Consider the following 15999-nt stretch of genomic DNA (forward strand, 5'->3'; position numbering starts at 1 on the left):
GCACCGGCAGGCGCTTTGTGAGCCTCACCGCGGTGCATCTTGGCGCGCGGATCGGGCGGCCAGGAACAATGAGATGCCAGCGCTCAGAAATTTCACCGCGAGGATCGACCCAACCCCCAGCGTCAGCGCGCGCGGCCAGAGGACAAGGATGAGGCCTCCGGCAACCAACCCGGTCATCCCGCTCAGGATCATCCATCCGGCACCGCCGAGGTGTTCACCCAGACGCATCCCAAGCAGGACGAACACGATCCCGTCAAGGAAAAGGGCAATCGTCAGAACCACTGTCGGGATGGTCGCCCCGGCGTGCGGCAACAGCGCGATCACGCATCCGAATAGCGGCATGGTTGTGTAGAGCGCGCCGAAGAACCGCCATTCCGGTGCGGGACGCAAGCTGATCGACATCCAGAGGCCAGCCGCCCCCCAGACGATCAGTCCCAGCGCCAGCAAGGCGTTGTAGCCAAGCATCGGCACCGATGCGTCTGCCGCGGCGACGAGGCCGAGGGCAAGAAGCATCGCGCCCGCGCCCCAAAGCGCGGTTACCAGTTTTCCCCGATGTCCTTGAAAGCAAGATCTGGATGTCATTTTTCACATGTTCCGCGCGCAGGTGGCGCACATCATATTTGCCCATTTCGCGCTCAATAGCGGGCCTTGTCGTCCTCCGCTTGGAGGCAGTTTTACAAATCTGTAAACTTCGGGTGATGAAGGTGACCTTTCCGCCGGTTAGTGCGACTGTAGCGCCAGACCCGGCGCGGACCCGGTGTGGAGATTGCCATGAAGATCCTGCTTGCAGAAGACGACCCGAAGATGGCCGATTTCATCTCGTCAGGGCTTGAAGAGCATGGCCACAGCGTCGACCGTGTCGAAGATGGCCGCGATGCGCTCAGCTATTGTCTCTACAACTCGTGCGATCTTGCGATCCTCGACAGGATGATGCCCGGAATGGATGGGCTATCTGTACTCAAGGCAATGCGCGCGGCACGCAATGAAACCCCCACGATCTTTCTGACCGCGCTGGGGGATGTCGATGACCGTGTTGACGGGCTGACGGCCGGCGCTGATGACTATCTGTCCAAGCCGTTTCATTTTTCCGAACTGCTTGCCAGGATTTCCTCGATCACCCGCCGGCAGAACGACATGTCGGTGACCAATACCCTTGAGGTTCATGATCTTGCTCTGGACCTTCTGACGCGCACGGCCCAGCGGCAAGGCCAGCTGATCGAGCTGCAGTCCAAGGAGTTCGCCCTTCTGGAGGTTCTGATGCGCAATGCAGGGCGCATCATCACCAGAACGATGCTGCTGGAGCGCGTGTGGAATTTCAACTTCGATCCGAACACGACGGTGGTCGAGACGCATATCAGCCGGCTGCGCAGCAAGATCGACAAACCCTTCGACATCCCCTTGATCCACACGGTCCGCAATTCCGGCTATTCCATCCATGGACCGCGGTAGTGTCCTCTCGGGAGACGCGTTTCGCACGGCGATCTACTCGGCGTCGGTGTTTGTCTTTGTCCTGGGGGCCGCAGGGATCGCGGCCTATTTCTATGTTCAGAAAACGATGCTGGGTGAGATCGAGCAGCAGGTCCTGCAGGAGAAGTTCCTGCTCAACGAGGTCTATTCCAACGAAAGCGGGCTGGACGGCGTTGTCACCACAGTCCAGGCGCTCGACTCGCCCGTCGAGCTTAACGGGCGCGCGATCGGTATTTTCGACGATGAGGGGGCCAGACTGGCGGGCAATGTCGCAACGGCGCCCGATCGGCTCGGATGGGCGCGGGGATCGCTGGAGATGGTGCCGGAATTCGCGGCGGGGTCCATCCCCGAGTATGATTATTACCACCATACCTATGTAATCGGCGATCAAACCTTCGTTCTGGGCCGCGGGCTCGATCTGGTGCGCAAGGCCGAGATGACGATGATCCGCGTCCTGATCGTACTGGGCCTCATCATCGTGCTATTGATCCTCAGGATCGGTTTCACGACCAGCCGCGCCAGCCTGGGCAAGCTGGAGCGGCTGGAAGGCACGCTTGATCGGGTGTCCCAGGGGGCCACGTCGGAGCGGCTGGAGGTGTCATCCCGCAACGATCAGATCGACCGCATATCGCGGCGCGTGAATGTCCATCTCGACCGGCTCGACCAGTTGATGGTCAGCACGCGCACGGCGGCTGCCGCGGTCGCGCATGATCTGAAAACGCCGCTTTCTCGCGCGTTCCTCAGTCTCGACAAGGCATTGAGAGAGGTCGAGAGGAAGAAGGACCCGAGGCAGATGATCGAAGCCTCGCAGGAGGAGTTGACGCGCCTCAACAGCATCTTCGACACGATCCTGCGGATCGCCCGCCTCGAGTCGCAAAGCGCTCAGGGGGAGTTTCACGTCTGCGACATGCGTGAAAACCTCGAGGGCCTCGCTGAAACGCTGAAGGCGATCATGGAGGATAACGGGCAGAACTTCGTTCTGGATATTGAGGATGAAGGCGCGTTCAACACCAGATGCGATGCCGGGATGATGCGGCAACTGGTGATGAACCTGGTTCAGAATTCAATGAACTACTGCCCCGCCGGATCGACGGTTACCGTCTCGCTGGCGCGAGATGGGTCCGGGATCATCCTGTCCGTCGCCGATGACGGCCCCGGCATTCCCGCCGAAGATCGCAGCCACGTGCTGGACCCATTCTACCGCGTCGATGGCAGCCGTACCAAACCCGGAAACGGCCTGGGCCTGTCGCTGGTCAAGGCTATCGCGGGTCGACACGGCGCGCAGATCATGCTGACGGACAACGCGCCGGGTCTGAAGGTCACCCTGCGCTTCCCAGTTGCGGAGGGGGGCCAGGTGAACGGCGCAAGTTGATCCTCGCGGGGCGCGATCAACCTCACCTCCAGCAGATCCTTTCGTGTGGAATCGTATCGCGCGCTCTCGGGGGACTGATCCTCAGCTCTCGTCAGTTCAGCCTCAGCCGCCGCGTAAACCTTGACATATTTCTCCAACGCGACCGTGAGATCTTTCGTCTTGAGCGGAACGATGCTCTCGAATTTTCCCATAGCCAATCGAAGCCTGCGCGGAAAACGTCTGCGACGCTTAATCACGCCTGATCGTTCGTCTGGATAAAGGCAGTAACGTGAGCCGACATGATCTACGTCTCCCAGCTCGATTTAAAAGCTGAAGTGTTACCAATGTGTTAGCTGAGGAGATGGTGCCCAGGAGAGGACTCGAACCTCCACACCGTTGCCAGTACTAGCACCTGAAGCTAGCGCGTCTACCATTCCGCCACCTGGGCAGGTCACGTGAGGGGGCGTTTAGACCCCGGCGCTGGGCGTGTCAACGGCCTTTTTCGCGTGAGCTGACATGCCGCCTTGCCCGCAGGGCCGTGCGCAGGTAGGACAGTAGGCGCACGAAACTCAGCACAGCGCGCCGGAGGCTGCTCTTATGTCGAAACTGGTCACAATCTTTGGCGGATCGGGCTTTGTCGGCCGCTATGTCGCCTATCGCATGGCGCAGGCTGGCTGGCGTGTCCGTGTCGCCTGCCGCCGTCCCGAAACGGCCGGTTTCGTGCGCACCTACGGTGTTGTCGGCCAGGTCGAGCCTGTCATTTGCAACATTCGCAATGATGAAAGCGTGCGCGCGGTCACGCGCGGCGCGGATGCGGTGGTCAACTGCGTCGGCACCTTCGATCGCAAGGGCAAGAACAATTTCGGTGCGGTGCAGGATGACGGCGCAACGCGCATCGCCCGCATGGCGGCGGAAGAGGGTATCTCCCATCTCGTCCACATCTCTGCAATCGGCGCGGATGTCGACGGTGCCAGCCTCTATGCCAAAAGCAAGGGCCGGGGCGAAAAGGGCGTGCTCGAGCATTTCCCGAATGCGGTGATCCTGCGCCCCTCCATCGTCTTCGGGCCCGAGGATTCCTTTTTCAACCGCTTTGCCGGGATGACCAAGATGGGTCCGATCCTGCCTGTCGTCGGCGCAAGCACCAGGTTCCAGCCGGTCTATGTCGGCGACGTGGCCGATGCCGCCGCGATGGGCGCGCAGGGCCGCGCCGCGCCGGGCATCTACGAGCTGGGCGGTCCCGAAGTGCAGACCTTCCGCGAGCTGATGCAGGACATGCTGGCGGTCATTCGCCGCCGCCGCCTGATCGTGAACATCCCCTTCCTGCCGGCCCGCATCCTTGGCGCGGTGATGGAGCTGGGTCAGAGTCTGACACTGGGCCTTGCGCCTGCGCAGATCACGCGTGACCAGGTGACCTCGCTGAAATCCGATAACGTGGTGCAGGACGGCGCCAAGGGCTTTGCCGATCTGGGCATCACGCCGACGGCGATGGACGCGGTTCTGCCCGACTACCTGTGGCGCTTCCGTCCCTCGGGGCAGTATGCCGCGATGACGGAATCGGCCAAGGATGCATCCGGCAAGCTGGGCGCGCAGTAATCAAGGCTTAGGGCCAGGCCGACGCAGAGCGGCTGTCCCACCTCGCCCGCCCGTGCACGGGCAGTCGCAACAGGCAAGAGCGGTGCAACTATGTCGGATACCACGCTGGTCGCGGCCGCCCTCGGGCTGATCGAGGGCCTGACCGAGTTCATTCCAGTCTCCTCCACCGGCCACCTGCTTCTGGTCGGGCATTTCATGGGGTTCCACAGCCCGGGCCGCAGTTTCGAGGTGGTGATCCAGCTGGGAGCGGTTCTGGCGCTGCTCAGTGTCTATTTCACACGGCTGGCGCAGGTGCTGATCGACGCGCCTTACAAGCCCGGCGCGCGGCGCTTTCTGGCCTCGGTGATCATCGCGTTCCTTCCGGCGGTGGTGGTGGGCATGCTCGCGCATTCCTTCATCAAGCAGGTGCTCTTCGAGACGCCCATTCTGGTGGCGGTCATGCTGATCCTTGGCGGTATCATCCTGATCTTTACGGATCGCTTTGCGCCGCCACCCCGGTATGATGATGCGACCCATCTGCCCATTTGGGTCACCCTGCGCATCGGTCTCTTCCAGTGCCTTGCGATGGTTCCCGGGACCAGCCGGTCAGGTGCGACAATTGTCGGCGCGCTTTTGATGGGGGTGGATAAACGGGCGGCGGCGGAATTCTCGTTCTTTCTCTCGATCCCGACGATGGTGGGGGCGGTCACCTATGACCTCTACAAGAATTGGGACGTTCTGGACCTGAGCGCGATGGGCGACATCGCGATCGGCTTTGCAATGGCGTTCGTCAGTGGACTTCTCGTCGTCAAGTGGTTGCTCGGCTTCGTTTCGCGCAACGGATACGCGCCGTTTGGCTGGTGGCGAATCATAGTCGGAACGATCGCCTTTGGGTTTCTGCTGGTAGGGTGAAGTCGTTTAGGTAATAACTGCTGTCACATTAACACGAAGCCGAGCAACAGAATTTCGCCCGCTCACCAGTTTTCTGATATATGCGTCAGTATTACTGTCTTTTATCTCTTTTGCGCCCGGTCTATGCATCAACGGCTGAATAGATAGGTGCGCCGATGGCCGACAACCCGATGCTGAAATTTACGACCGTGATGCGCGACATGCCCGAAAAGCGTGCGCCGGATCTGCGGGCCCATGATTTCCACGAGATCTACGCCGAATACGCCGCCGACAAGGCGCGCGAACAGGCCAGCCGGTGCAGCCAATGCGGCGTGCCTTACTGCCAGAGCCATTGCCCGCTGCACAACAACATCCCCGACTGGCTGCGCCTGACCGCCGAGGGCCGCCTCAAGGAGGCCTACGAGATCAGCCAGGCCACCAACACCTTCCCCGAGATCTGTGGCCGCATCTGCCCGCAGGATCGTCTCTGCGAAGGGAACTGCGTGATCGAGCAGTCGGGCCACGGCACAGTCACCATCGGCGCGGTTGAGAAATACATCACCGACACCGCGTGGGACGAAGGCTGGGTCATCCCCGCCAAACCGGCGCAGGAACGCAGCGAAAGCGTCGGCATCATCGGCGCAGGCCCCGGCGGGCTGGCCGCGGCCGACATGCTGCGCCGCGCGGGCGTGCAGGTGACCGTCTATGACCGCTATGACCGGGGCGGCGGCCTGATGACCTACGGTATCCCCGGCTTCAAGCTGGAAAAGGACGTGGTCATGCGCCGGATGGAGCAACTGGAGGCGGGCGGCGTGACCTTCCGGCTCAACTGCAACGTCGGCACGGACATCACTTTCGCCGAGATGCGCAGCAAACATGACGCGCTGATCATCGCCACCGGCGTCTACAAATCGCGCGAGCTGACTGGCCCCGGATCGGGCGCCAAGGGCATCGTGCGCGCCATCGACTTCCTGACCACCAGCAATCGGCAATCCTTTGGCGATGCAGTGCCCGAATTCGATGACGGCACGCTCAATGCCTCGGGCAAGCGCGTCGTCGTGATCGGCGGCGGCGATACGGCGATGGACTGCGTGCGCACCGCCATCCGTCAGGGCGCGACATCGGTCAAATGCCTCTACCGCCGCGACCGCACCAACATGCCCGGCAGCCAGCGCGAGGTCGCCAATGCCGAGGAGGAGGGCGTCGTCTTCGAATGGCTCAGCCTGCCCAAGGGCTTCTCGGGCGATCCCGTTACCTCGGTGCGGGTCCAGCAGATGCGCCTCGGTGCGCCCGACGCGACGGGACGCCAGTCGCCCGAGGAGATCGAAGGCGCCGTTCATGACGAACCTGCGGATCTGGTGATCAAGGCCCTCGGCTTCGAGGCCGAGGAATTGCCGACCCTCTGGGACCAGCCCGAGCTGGAGGTTACCCGCTGGGGCACCGTCAAGGCCGAGTTCACGACCGGCCGCACGTCGCTGCCTGGGGTTTATGCCATCGGCGACATCGTGCGCGGTGCGTCCCTCGTTGTCTGGGCCATCCGCGACGGGCGCGACTGCGCCGATGCGATCCTGAGCGATCTGGCCGCCAGCCAGGCAGTGGCAGCCGAATGAGCGGGCTGCAGGGTCAGTGTCTCTGCGGCGCGGTAAGGGTCACCGTTACCGGCGTGTATGATCCTGCGATCGGCGCGTGCCACTGCCGCATGTGCCAGCAATGGTCCGGCGGGCTGTTCGCTTGTTTTTCGGCAGGGGCGGAGGCCGTTACAGTCACCGGCCCGATCACGCGGCACGCATCGTCATCCTTCGCAGAACGCGCCTTCTGCGCGACCTGTGGCTCGCATCTATGGATGCGCGATACGGACCGTGCGGACGCGCCCTATGACCTGATGCCGGGTTTGTTCGAGGCAGCGGCGGATTGGCCGCTTCGATCCGAGATCTATTGCGATCAGGCGATGGCAGCGACCCGGCTTGTCGGCGACCACCCGCGCCAGACGGCCGCGCAGTATGAAGCCGAATACACCCATGTCGAGGGAGACATCGAATGACCACACTTGACGCCAACTGGGCCTCCGCAGAGCAGGCCAAGCGCGACTGGATGGCCGAGAATGGCCTCTACGCGCATGACGAAGAGCATTCTTCCTGCGGTGTCGGCCTTGTCGTCGCGGTCAGCGGCAAACGCTCGCGCCGCGTGGTGCAGGCGGGCATCAACGCTCTGAAGGCGATCTGGCATCGGGGTGCGGTGGATGCAGATGGCAAGACCGGCGATGGCGCGGGCATCCACCTGCAGATCCCGGTGCCGTTCTTCTACGACCAGATTCGGCGCACCGGCCACGAGCCGCGTCAGGATCAGCTGATCGCCGTTGGCCAGGTTTTCCTGCCGCGCACCGATTTCGGCGCGCAGGAGGCCTGCCGGACCATCGTGGAAACCGAAGTGCTGCGCATGGGCCACACGATCTATGGCTGGCGGCATGTGCCCGTCGACATCACCTGCCTTGGTGAAAAGGCCAACGCCACGCGCCCCGAGATCGAGCAGATCCTGATCTCGAACGCCAAGGGTATCGAGGAAGAGGATTTCGAGCGCGAGCTGTACGTCATCCGCCGCCGCATCGAAAAGGCGGTGATCGCCGCCGGCATCGCCAATTTCTACATCGCGTCGCTGTCGTGCCGCAGCATCATCTACAAGGGTATGATGCTGGCCGAGGAGGTTGCGGTCTTCTACCCCGACCTGATGGACGAGCGGTTCAAGTCGGCCTTCGCCATTTATCACCAGCGCTATTCGACCAACACCTTCCCGCAATGGTGGCTGGCGCAGCCCTTCCGCATGCTGGCCCACAACGGCGAGGTCAACACGCTCAAGGGCAACCGCAACTGGATGAAAAGCCACGAGATCCGCATGGCCTCGTCCGCCTTTGGCGATCTGGCCGAGGACATCAAGCCGATCATCCCCGGCGGCGCGTCCGACTCTGCCGCGCTCGACTCGGTTTTCGAGGTGCTGGTGCGCGCGGGCCGCTCGGCCCCGATGGCGAAAACCATGCTGGTGCCGGAGTCGTGGTCGAACCTTGCGCAGGATTTGCCACAGCCGTGGCGCGACATGTATTCTTACTGCAACTCGGTGATGGAGCCGTGGGACGGCCCCGCCGCGCTGGCCATGACCGATGGCCGCTGGGTCTGTGCGGGCCTTGACCGCAACGGCCTGCGCCCGATGCGCTATGTCGTCACCGGCGATGGCCTTGTCATCGCGGGCAGCGAGGCGGGTATGGTGCCCATCGACGAATCCACCGTGCGCGAAAAGGGCGCGCTGGGCCCGGGCCAGATGCTGGCCGTCGACATGAAAGAGGGCAAGCTTTACGGCGATGTCGAGATCAAGGACCGCCTTGCCGCCGCGCTGCCCTTTGGTGAATGGGTGGGCAAGATCAACGAAATGGACGAGGCGCTGGCCGTGGTCAGCGAGGCGCCCCTGAACAGCGGCGATGCCTTGCGCCGCCGCCAGATCGCGGCAGGCTATACCATCGAAGAGCTGGAACAGATCCTTGCCCCGATGGGTGAGGACGGCAAGGAGGCGATCGCCTCGATGGGGGACGACACGCCCAGTGCGGTGCTGAGCAACCAGTATCGCCCGCTCAGCCACTATTTCCGGCAGAATTTCAGCCAAGTGACGAACCCGCCCATCGACAGCTTGCGCGAATACCGCGTGATGAGCCTCAAGACCCGCTTTGGCAACCTGCGCAACGTGCTGGACGAGAGCGGCGCGCAGACGCAGATCATCGTGCTGGACAGCCCCTTCGTGGGCAACGCCCAGTGGAACGTGCTCATGCAGCAGTTCAGCTCGACTGTGGGGCATATCGACTGCACCTTTGCCGCCGGTCCCGGCGCCCTTCAGGAGGGGCTGGAGCGGATCCGCGCCGAGGCCGAGGATGCCGTGCGCAGCGGTGCGGGCCATATCGTGCTGACCGACGAGGCCGTCGGCGAGGACCGCATCGGCATGCCGATGATCCTGGCCACCTCGGCCGTGCACAGCCACCTGACGCGCAAGGGGCTCCGCACCTTCTGCTCGCTCAACGTGCGTTCGGCCGAGTGCATCGACCCGCATTACTTTGCCGTGCTGATTGGTGCGGGCGCGACGGTGGTCAATGCCTATCTGGCAGAGGATTCCTTGGCCGACCGGATCGAGCGTAACCTGCTGGACGGCAGCCTGACCGAGGTGGTCGCGCGCTACCGCAAGGCCATCGACCAGGGCCTGCTCAAGATCATGTCCAAGATGGGAATTTCCGTCATCTCCTCCTACCGCGGCGGCCTGAACTTCGAGGCGATCGGCCTTTCCCGCGCGATGTGCGCCGAGTATTTCCCCGGCCTCGTCAGCCGCATCAGCGGTATCGGCGTCAGCGGCATCCAGACCAAGCTGGAGGAGATCCACGCCAAGGCCTATGGCACGCCGGAAAACGTGCTGCCCATCGGCGGCTTCTACAAGGCGCGCCGATCGGGCGAAACCCACGCATGGGGCGCGCAGAACATGCATATGTTGCAAACCGCGTGCAATACGGCCAGCTTCGATCTATGGAAGCGCTACTCGGCCACGATGCAGGCGGCGGCGCCGATCCACCTGCGCGACCTGATGGCGATCAAGCCCATGGGCAAGGCCATCCCGCTGGACGAAGTCGAAAGCGTGACCGCGATCCGGAAGCGCTTTGTCACGCCCGGCATGTCGCTGGGCGCGCTGAGCCCTGAGGCGCACAAGACGCTGAACGTCGCGATGAACCGCATCGGCGCGCGCAGCGACTCGGGCGAGGGCGGCGAGGATCCGGCGCATTTCCTGCCGGAATCCAATGGCGACAATCCTTCGGCCAAGATCAAGCAGGTCGCCTCGGGCCGCTTTGGCGTAACCGCCGAATACCTCAACCAATGCGAGGAGCTGGAGATCAAGGTGGCCCAGGGCGCCAAGCCCGGCGAGGGTGGCCAGCTACCCGGCATGAAGGTGACCGAGCTGATCGCGCGGCTGCGCCACTCGACGCCGGGGGTCACGCTGATCTCGCCGCCGCCGCATCACGACATCTATTCCATCGAGGACCTCGCGCAGCTGATCTACGACCTCAAGCAGATCAACCCGATTGCCAAGGTGACGGTCAAGCTGGTGGCGCAATCGGGCGTCGGCACCATCGCGGCGGGCGTGGCCAAGGCCAAGGCCGATGTGATCCTCATCTCCGGGCACAACGGCGGCACAGGCGCCAGCCCTGCGACCTCGATCAAATACGCGGGCCTCCCTTGGGAGATGGGCCTGACCGAGGCGCATCAGGTGCTGTCGATGAACAACCTGCGCGGCCGCGTGACCCTGCGCACCGATGGCGGGCTGCGCACCGGGCGCGACATCGTCATGGCCGCCATGCTGGGCGCCGAGGAATACGGCATCGGCACCGCGGCGCTGATCGCCATGGGCTGCATCATGGTGCGCCAGTGCCAGAGCAATACCTGCCCCGTCGGCGTCTGCACGCAGGATCCCGCGCTGCGGGAGAAATTCACCGGCAGTGCCGAGAAGGTCGTCAACCTCATCACCTTCTATGCGCAGGAGGTGCGCGAGATCCTGGCAAGCATCGGCGCGCGCAGCCTTGATGAAGTGATCGGGCGCGCGGATCTGCTGACTCAGGTCAGCCGCGGCTCGGCGCATCTGGACGATCTGGACCTTAACCCGATGCTGATCACCGTCGCCAGCCACGGTGCGCCCTATGATCGCGCCCGTCCGCGCAACCCGGTGCCCGACACGCTGGATGCCGAGATCGTGCGCGACGCCGCCCGCTTCCTCGACGACGGCGAGAAGATGCAGCTGCACTACGCGGTGCAGAACACGCACCGCACGGTGGGCACGCGCCTCAGCAGCCATATCGTGCGCAAGTTCGGCATGCGCAACTCGCTGCAGCCCGATCACCTGACGGTAAAACTGTCGGGCAGCGCCGGGCAGTCGCTGGGCGCCTTCGCCGCGCCGGGCCTGAAACTGGAAGTGTCGGGCGATGCCAACGACTACGTGGGCAAGGGCCTGTCGGGCGGTATCATCGTGGTCCGCCCGCCCATGTCCAGCCCACTGGAGGCCAGCGAGAACACCATCATCGGCAATACCGTCCTTTATGGCGCGACTGCTGGCTACCTTTTTGCCGCCGGCCGCGCGGGCGAGCGGTTTGCCGTGCGCAACTCGGGCGCGCAGGTGGTGATCGAGGGGTGCGGCAGCAACGGGTGCGAATACATGACCGGCGGTGTTGCCGTGATCCTGGGCCGCATCGGCGCCAATTTCGGCGCGGGTATGACCGGGGGCATGGCCTATCTCTATGACCCGGACGGCCTTGCCGCCCCGCTGATGAACCGCGAGACCATCGTGACGGGGGGCGTGCTACATCCCCATTGGGAAGAGCAGCTGAAGACCCTTGTCCAGCGTCACGCCGACGAGACGGGCAGCCGCAAGGCGCTGGACATCCTGCAGCATTGGGACGCCGAGCGCGCGCATTTCATTCAGGTCTGCCCGCGCGAGATGCTGGGCAAGCTGCCCCATCCGCTAAGCGATGAGGATATCGCGGTGCCCGCCGAATAAGCGCAGCGCGAGTCAATGAAAAACCCCGGGCGCTTCTGATGCCCGGGGTTCTTTTTCGAGTATTTTCAGAACGATGAAAGCGTCAGATGCTCGCCTCGTAGAGGGCGCGCAGGTTGTCCTTGGTCAGCTTGACGGGGTTGCCGCCGCAGCTGGGATCCTTGACCGCCTCGTCCACCAGATCGTCGATGCGGTCCGCGGTGACGCCCATTTCCGAGAGTTTGCGCGGGATGCCGAGCGCGTCGTTGAACTCCTGCACGAAGCTGCAGAAGCCATCGAACCCGCCCTCGATATCAAGATAGGCGGCGGCCGAGCGGAAACGATCGCGGATCTCGGGCGCGTTCAGCTGAAGCACGGCGGGCATGCAGACGGCGTTGGTGGTCCCGTGATGCGTGCCGAAGACAGCGCCGACCGGGTGGCTCATCGCGTGGATCGCGCCAAGACCCTTCTGGAACGCGGTCGCGCCCATCATCGCGGCGCTCATCATATGCGCGCGCGCCTCAAGGTCATTGCCGTCCTTGTAGGCGCGCGGCAGGAAGTCCTTGACGAGGCGCATCCCCTCCAGCGCCATGCCCTGGCTCATCGGGTGGTAATGCGGGCTGGAATACGCCTCGACACAATGGGCGAAAGCATCGAGGCCGGTGCCTGCGGTAATGAACTTGGGCATGCCGGCGGTCAACTCCGGATCGCAGATGACGACCGTGGGCATGACCTTGGGGTGAAAGATGATCTTCTTCACATGCGTCACGGAATTGGTGATGACGCTGGCGCGCCCCACCTCGGATCCGGTGCCGGCGGTGGTCGGCACGGCGATGATCGGCGCGATGGCATCTGCATCGGCGCGGGTCCACCAGTCGTCCACATCCTCATAATCCCAAACGGGGCGCGTCTGGTGGGCCATGAAGGCGACCATCTTGCCGAGATCCAGCCCCGAGCCGCCGCCGAAAGCGATCACGCCGTCATGGCCGCCCTCGAGATAGGCGGTGACACCGGCGGCGAGGTTGATCTCGTTCGGATTGGGATCGACGTCGGAGAAGATACCGCGGCCAAAGCCCGCCTTCTCCATGATGTCCAGCACCTGCGCGGTGATCGGCAGATCGGCCAGCCCTTTGTCGGTCACCAGAAGGGGGCGCGTCATGCCGGCCTGCGCGCAGGCGGCGGGCAGCTCGGCAATGCGGCCGGCGCCGAATTTTACGGAGGTCGGGTAGGACCAGTTTCCAGTCAGGTTCATTTTGTCACCTTCTTGAGATGGTAGGATTTGGGGCGTGTCAGGTTGTGATAGCCGATGATCGACAGACCGCCGCCCCGGCCCGTATCCTTGCAGCCGGTCCAGCACAAGCCGGGGTCCAGATAGTCGGCGCGGTTCATGAAGACGGTGCCTGTCTCAATCCGGTCACCGATGGCCTGCGCGCGTTTCACATCGGCGGTCCAGAGGCTGGCGGTCAGGCCGAAATTGCTGTCATTCATCAGCTCGATCGCCTCGTCGTCGGACGACACTTTCATGATGCCGACGACGGGGCCAAAGCTCTCGTCGCGCATCACGCGCATCTCGTGCGTCACATTCGTCAGGATCTGGGGCGTGAGATAGGCGCCGCCGTCGTCAGCGGCCATCTTGGCGATATGCGCCTTGGCACCGGCGGCCACCGCCTCGTCGATCTGTGCGCGCACTTCCTTGGCAAAGCGCACATGCGCCATCGGGCCGAGGGTGGTCTCGGGGTCCAGCGGATCGCCCAGCCTGTAGCCTTCGACGATCTTCACGGCCTTCTCGACGAAGGCGTCATAATGGCTCTCATGCACATAGATCCGCTCGATCCCGCAGCAGCACTGGCCCGAATTGAACATCGCCCCGTCGATCAGCGTGTCGACCGCGGCATCCAAATCGGCATCCTCCATGACATAACCCGGATCCTTGCCACCCAGCTCGGTCGCCACGGGAGTGAATGTTCCGGCCGCCGCGCGCTCCATCTCGCGCCCGCCACCGACGGAGCCGGTGAAGTTCACGAAATCCACGGCGCTGGCCGAGATCAGGCCCGACGTGGTGTCATGCCCCATGAAAACGTTCTGAAACACATCCTCTGGCACGCCCGCCGCATGAAACGCCTGCGCCATCCGCTCGCCCACCAGAAGCGTTTGCGTCGCGTGTTTCAACAGCACGGTGTTCCCGGCAATCAGCGCGGGCGCGACCGTATTTACGGCGGTCATGTAAGGGTAGTTCCACGGCGCCACGACCAGCACCACACCATGCGGCAACCGCTTGATGTAACGTAGGAAGGTGTCATCTTCGCTCACGACGATATCGGCCAGCGCGTCCTCGGCAATCCCTGCCATATGCGACGCGCGCTCGTTGAAACCGCCGAACTCGCCGCCATAGCGCACAGGCCGCCCCATCATGCGGGCCAGCTCGGGCACGATATCGTCATTCATCGCGCCTACGGCCTCGACCCCCGCCATGACCAGCCGGATCCGCTCGGCCAGGGGCCGCGCCGCCCAGTTCACCTGCGCATTGCGGGCCCGCGCCGCCGCCGCCTTGGCGCCATCGATATCCAGCGTCTCGCGCGTGGCAAAAACCGATCCGTCGATCGGTGATATGCAGGTCAGTGTCTCGCTCATTGCAAACCTATCCAGTTATCCGCAGGGGCCAGTCTTTCTTCTCGCCCCAAATATCCCCGCCGGAGGCTCCGGCGCTCTCAATCCGTCGCTACCCGTGCTTCAGCAGCGCTCGAACCCGCGCGCAATCTCGTAATCGGTGACGGCGGCCTCGAAATCCTCGATCTCGACCTCGGCGGCGCGGGCGTAGTGATCGACCACATCATCACCCAGCGTCTTGCGCAGCATCTTCGACCCTTTCAGCGAGGCATAAGCATCGCGCAGATTGGTCGGGATCATGCCCTCGTCGCCGGAATAGGCATCGCCCTTGAATGGCGCGGCCAGCTCCAGCTTCTCCTCGATCCCCGCCATTCCGGCGGCCAGTTGCACGGCCATCGCCAGATACGGATTGATGTCCGACCCGCCGACGCGGCATTCGACGCGCACCGCCTTGGTGCTTTCGCCGCAGAGGCGGAATCCGGCGGTGCGGTTGTCCACCGACCAGATCGTGCGTGTGGGCGCGAATGTGCCCTTCATGAACCGCTTGTAGCTGTTGATGTAGGGCGCGAGGAAATAGGTGTAGTCGGGCGCATATTTCAGCATTCCGGCCATGTAATGCTTCATCAGCCGGGACATGCCCAGATCATCGGATTTGTCGTAAAAGACGTTCTCGCCATCCTTCCACAGCGACTGGTGCACATGGCTCGAGCTGCCCACGCGGTCGCGGCTCCATTTCGGCAGGAACGATACCGCGTGACCTTGCTGCCAAGCGATCTCCTTGACCGCATGCTTGGCGATCGAGTGATAATCGGCGGTGTCGAGCGCCGCGGCATATTTGATGTTCAGCTCTTCCTGGCCCGCTTCGGCCTCGCCCTTGGTGCATTCGATGGGCAGGCCCGCGTCCCAGAGGTGATTGCGCAAGGGGCGCATCACATGCTCTTCCTTGGTGGTCTGGAAAAGGTTGTAATCTTCATTATAGCCCGAGATCGGCGCGAGGTCGCGGTAGCCCTCCTTGCGGATCTGATCGAAGCTCTTCTCGAACAGGAAGAATTCCAGTTCGGTCGCCATCATCGCCGTCATGCCCATCTCTTCCAGCCGGGCCAGCTGCTTTTTCAGCATGGCGCGGGGCGAATGGGGGACAGGCTCCTGCGTGTGGTGATCCAGCACGTCGCAAAGGACCAGAACCGTGCCCTCCAGCCATGGCATCGGGCGCAGCGTGTTCAGATCGGGGCGCATGACGTAATCGCCATAACCAGATTCCCACGAGGTGCTGGCAAAGCCTTCGGGTGTCGACATCTCGAGGTCGGTGGCCAGAAGGTAATTGCAGCAATGGGTTTCCTTGTAGGCGCCATTGATGAAATGCCGCGCGTGAAAGCGTTTGCCCATCAGGCGGCCCTGCATGTCGACAAGGGCGACGAGGACGGTATCGACGCGGCCCGCCTCCACCTCTTCCTTCAGTTGGTCAAAGCTGAGCGCCGGGGTCTGGGCAGTCGTTTGGGCAGGCATGGGAAACCTCAAAAAATGGCGGATGGTTGAAAAAGAGGGACCGGCCCCGGAAAACTCCGGAG

The 15999-nt window shown here is 63.3% G+C and carries 11 protein-coding genes and 1 tRNA gene; 7 read left to right on the plus strand and 5 right to left on the minus strand.

Annotation, left to right across the window (positions count from 1 at the left end):
* Positions 1–24: 24 nt before the first annotated feature.
* Positions 25–582 (minus strand): DUF308 domain-containing protein, encoded by a 558-nt coding sequence (locus ACEWPL_RS10700; protein WP_393934335.1) that lies wholly within the window; start codon positions 580–582, stop codon positions 25–27.
* 189 nt (positions 583–771) lie between these two features.
* Here ACEWPL_RS10700 and ACEWPL_RS10705 point away from each other — a divergent pair, with 189 nt between their 5' ends.
* Both ACEWPL_RS10705 and ACEWPL_RS10710 read left to right on the plus strand, forming a co-directional pair.
* Positions 772–1449 (plus strand): response regulator transcription factor, encoded by a 678-nt coding sequence (locus tag ACEWPL_RS10705; RefSeq protein ID WP_393934334.1) that lies wholly within the window; start codon positions 772–774, stop codon positions 1447–1449.
* Positions 1436–2839 carry a sensor histidine kinase gene (locus ACEWPL_RS10710; RefSeq protein ID WP_393934333.1) on the plus strand — a complete coding sequence of 468 codons (1404 nt, stop codon included), beginning with the start codon at positions 1436–1438 and terminating at the stop codon, positions 2837–2839. Before ACEWPL_RS10705 ends, ACEWPL_RS10710 begins: the two co-directional genes overlap by 14 nt.
* Before the next feature lie 341 nt (positions 2840–3180).
* On the opposite strand, the gene ACEWPL_RS10715 is transcribed toward ACEWPL_RS10710, so the two are convergent.
* Positions 3181–3266 (minus strand) — tRNA-Leu (locus ACEWPL_RS10715).
* A gap of 149 nt (positions 3267–3415) precedes the next feature.
* Here ACEWPL_RS10715 and ACEWPL_RS10720 point away from each other — a divergent pair.
* From ACEWPL_RS10720 to gltB, 5 genes are all read left to right on the plus strand, one after another.
* A complete protein-coding gene (locus ACEWPL_RS10720; protein WP_393934332.1) occupies positions 3416–4411 on the plus strand; it encodes a complex I NDUFA9 subunit family protein in 996 nt (331 codons plus the stop codon).
* A gap of 90 nt (positions 4412–4501) precedes the next feature.
* Complete coding sequence (locus ACEWPL_RS10725; protein ID WP_393934331.1) at positions 4502–5302, plus strand: undecaprenyl-diphosphate phosphatase; 801 nt, start codon at positions 4502–4504, stop codon at positions 5300–5302.
* Positions 5303–5457: 155 nt separating this feature from the next.
* The gene (locus ACEWPL_RS10730) at positions 5458–6891 is read left to right on the plus strand and encodes an NAD(P)-dependent oxidoreductase (RefSeq protein ID WP_393934330.1); all 1434 of its coding nucleotides are present in this window, start codon (positions 5458–5460) and stop codon (positions 6889–6891) included.
* On the plus strand, positions 6888–7322 hold the full coding sequence (locus ACEWPL_RS10735; protein WP_393934328.1) for a GFA family protein: 435 nt from the start codon (positions 6888–6890) through the stop codon (positions 7320–7322). The genes ACEWPL_RS10730 and ACEWPL_RS10735 overlap by 4 nt, the downstream gene beginning before the upstream one ends.
* Positions 7319–11848 carry a glutamate synthase large subunit gene (gene gltB, locus ACEWPL_RS10740; protein ID WP_393934326.1) on the plus strand — a complete coding sequence of 1510 codons (4530 nt, stop codon included), beginning with the start codon at positions 7319–7321 and terminating at the stop codon, positions 11846–11848. Before ACEWPL_RS10735 ends, gltB begins: the two co-directional genes overlap by 4 nt.
* 82 nt (positions 11849–11930) lie before the next feature.
* On the opposite strand, the gene ACEWPL_RS10745 is transcribed toward gltB, so the two are convergent.
* The 3 genes from ACEWPL_RS10745 to ACEWPL_RS10755 form a co-directional block, all read right to left on the minus strand.
* Positions 11931–13076, minus strand: a complete 1146-nt coding sequence (locus ACEWPL_RS10745) for an iron-containing alcohol dehydrogenase (protein WP_393934324.1) — start codon at positions 13074–13076, stop codon at positions 11931–11933.
* Entirely contained in the window at positions 13073–14455 is a 1383-nt protein-coding gene (locus ACEWPL_RS10750) for an aldehyde dehydrogenase family protein (protein WP_393934323.1), read from the minus strand. Before ACEWPL_RS10750 ends, ACEWPL_RS10745 begins: the two co-directional genes overlap by 4 nt.
* A gap of 99 nt (positions 14456–14554) precedes the next feature.
* A complete protein-coding gene (locus ACEWPL_RS10755) occupies positions 14555–15937 on the minus strand; it encodes a glutamine synthetase family protein (RefSeq protein WP_393934321.1) in 1383 nt (460 codons plus the stop codon).
* Positions 15938–15999: the final 62 nt, after the last annotated feature.

Source organism: Roseovarius roseus (assembly GCF_043355935.2).
Classification (GTDB): Bacteria; Pseudomonadota; Alphaproteobacteria; order Rhodobacterales; family Rhodobacteraceae; genus Roseovarius; species Roseovarius roseus.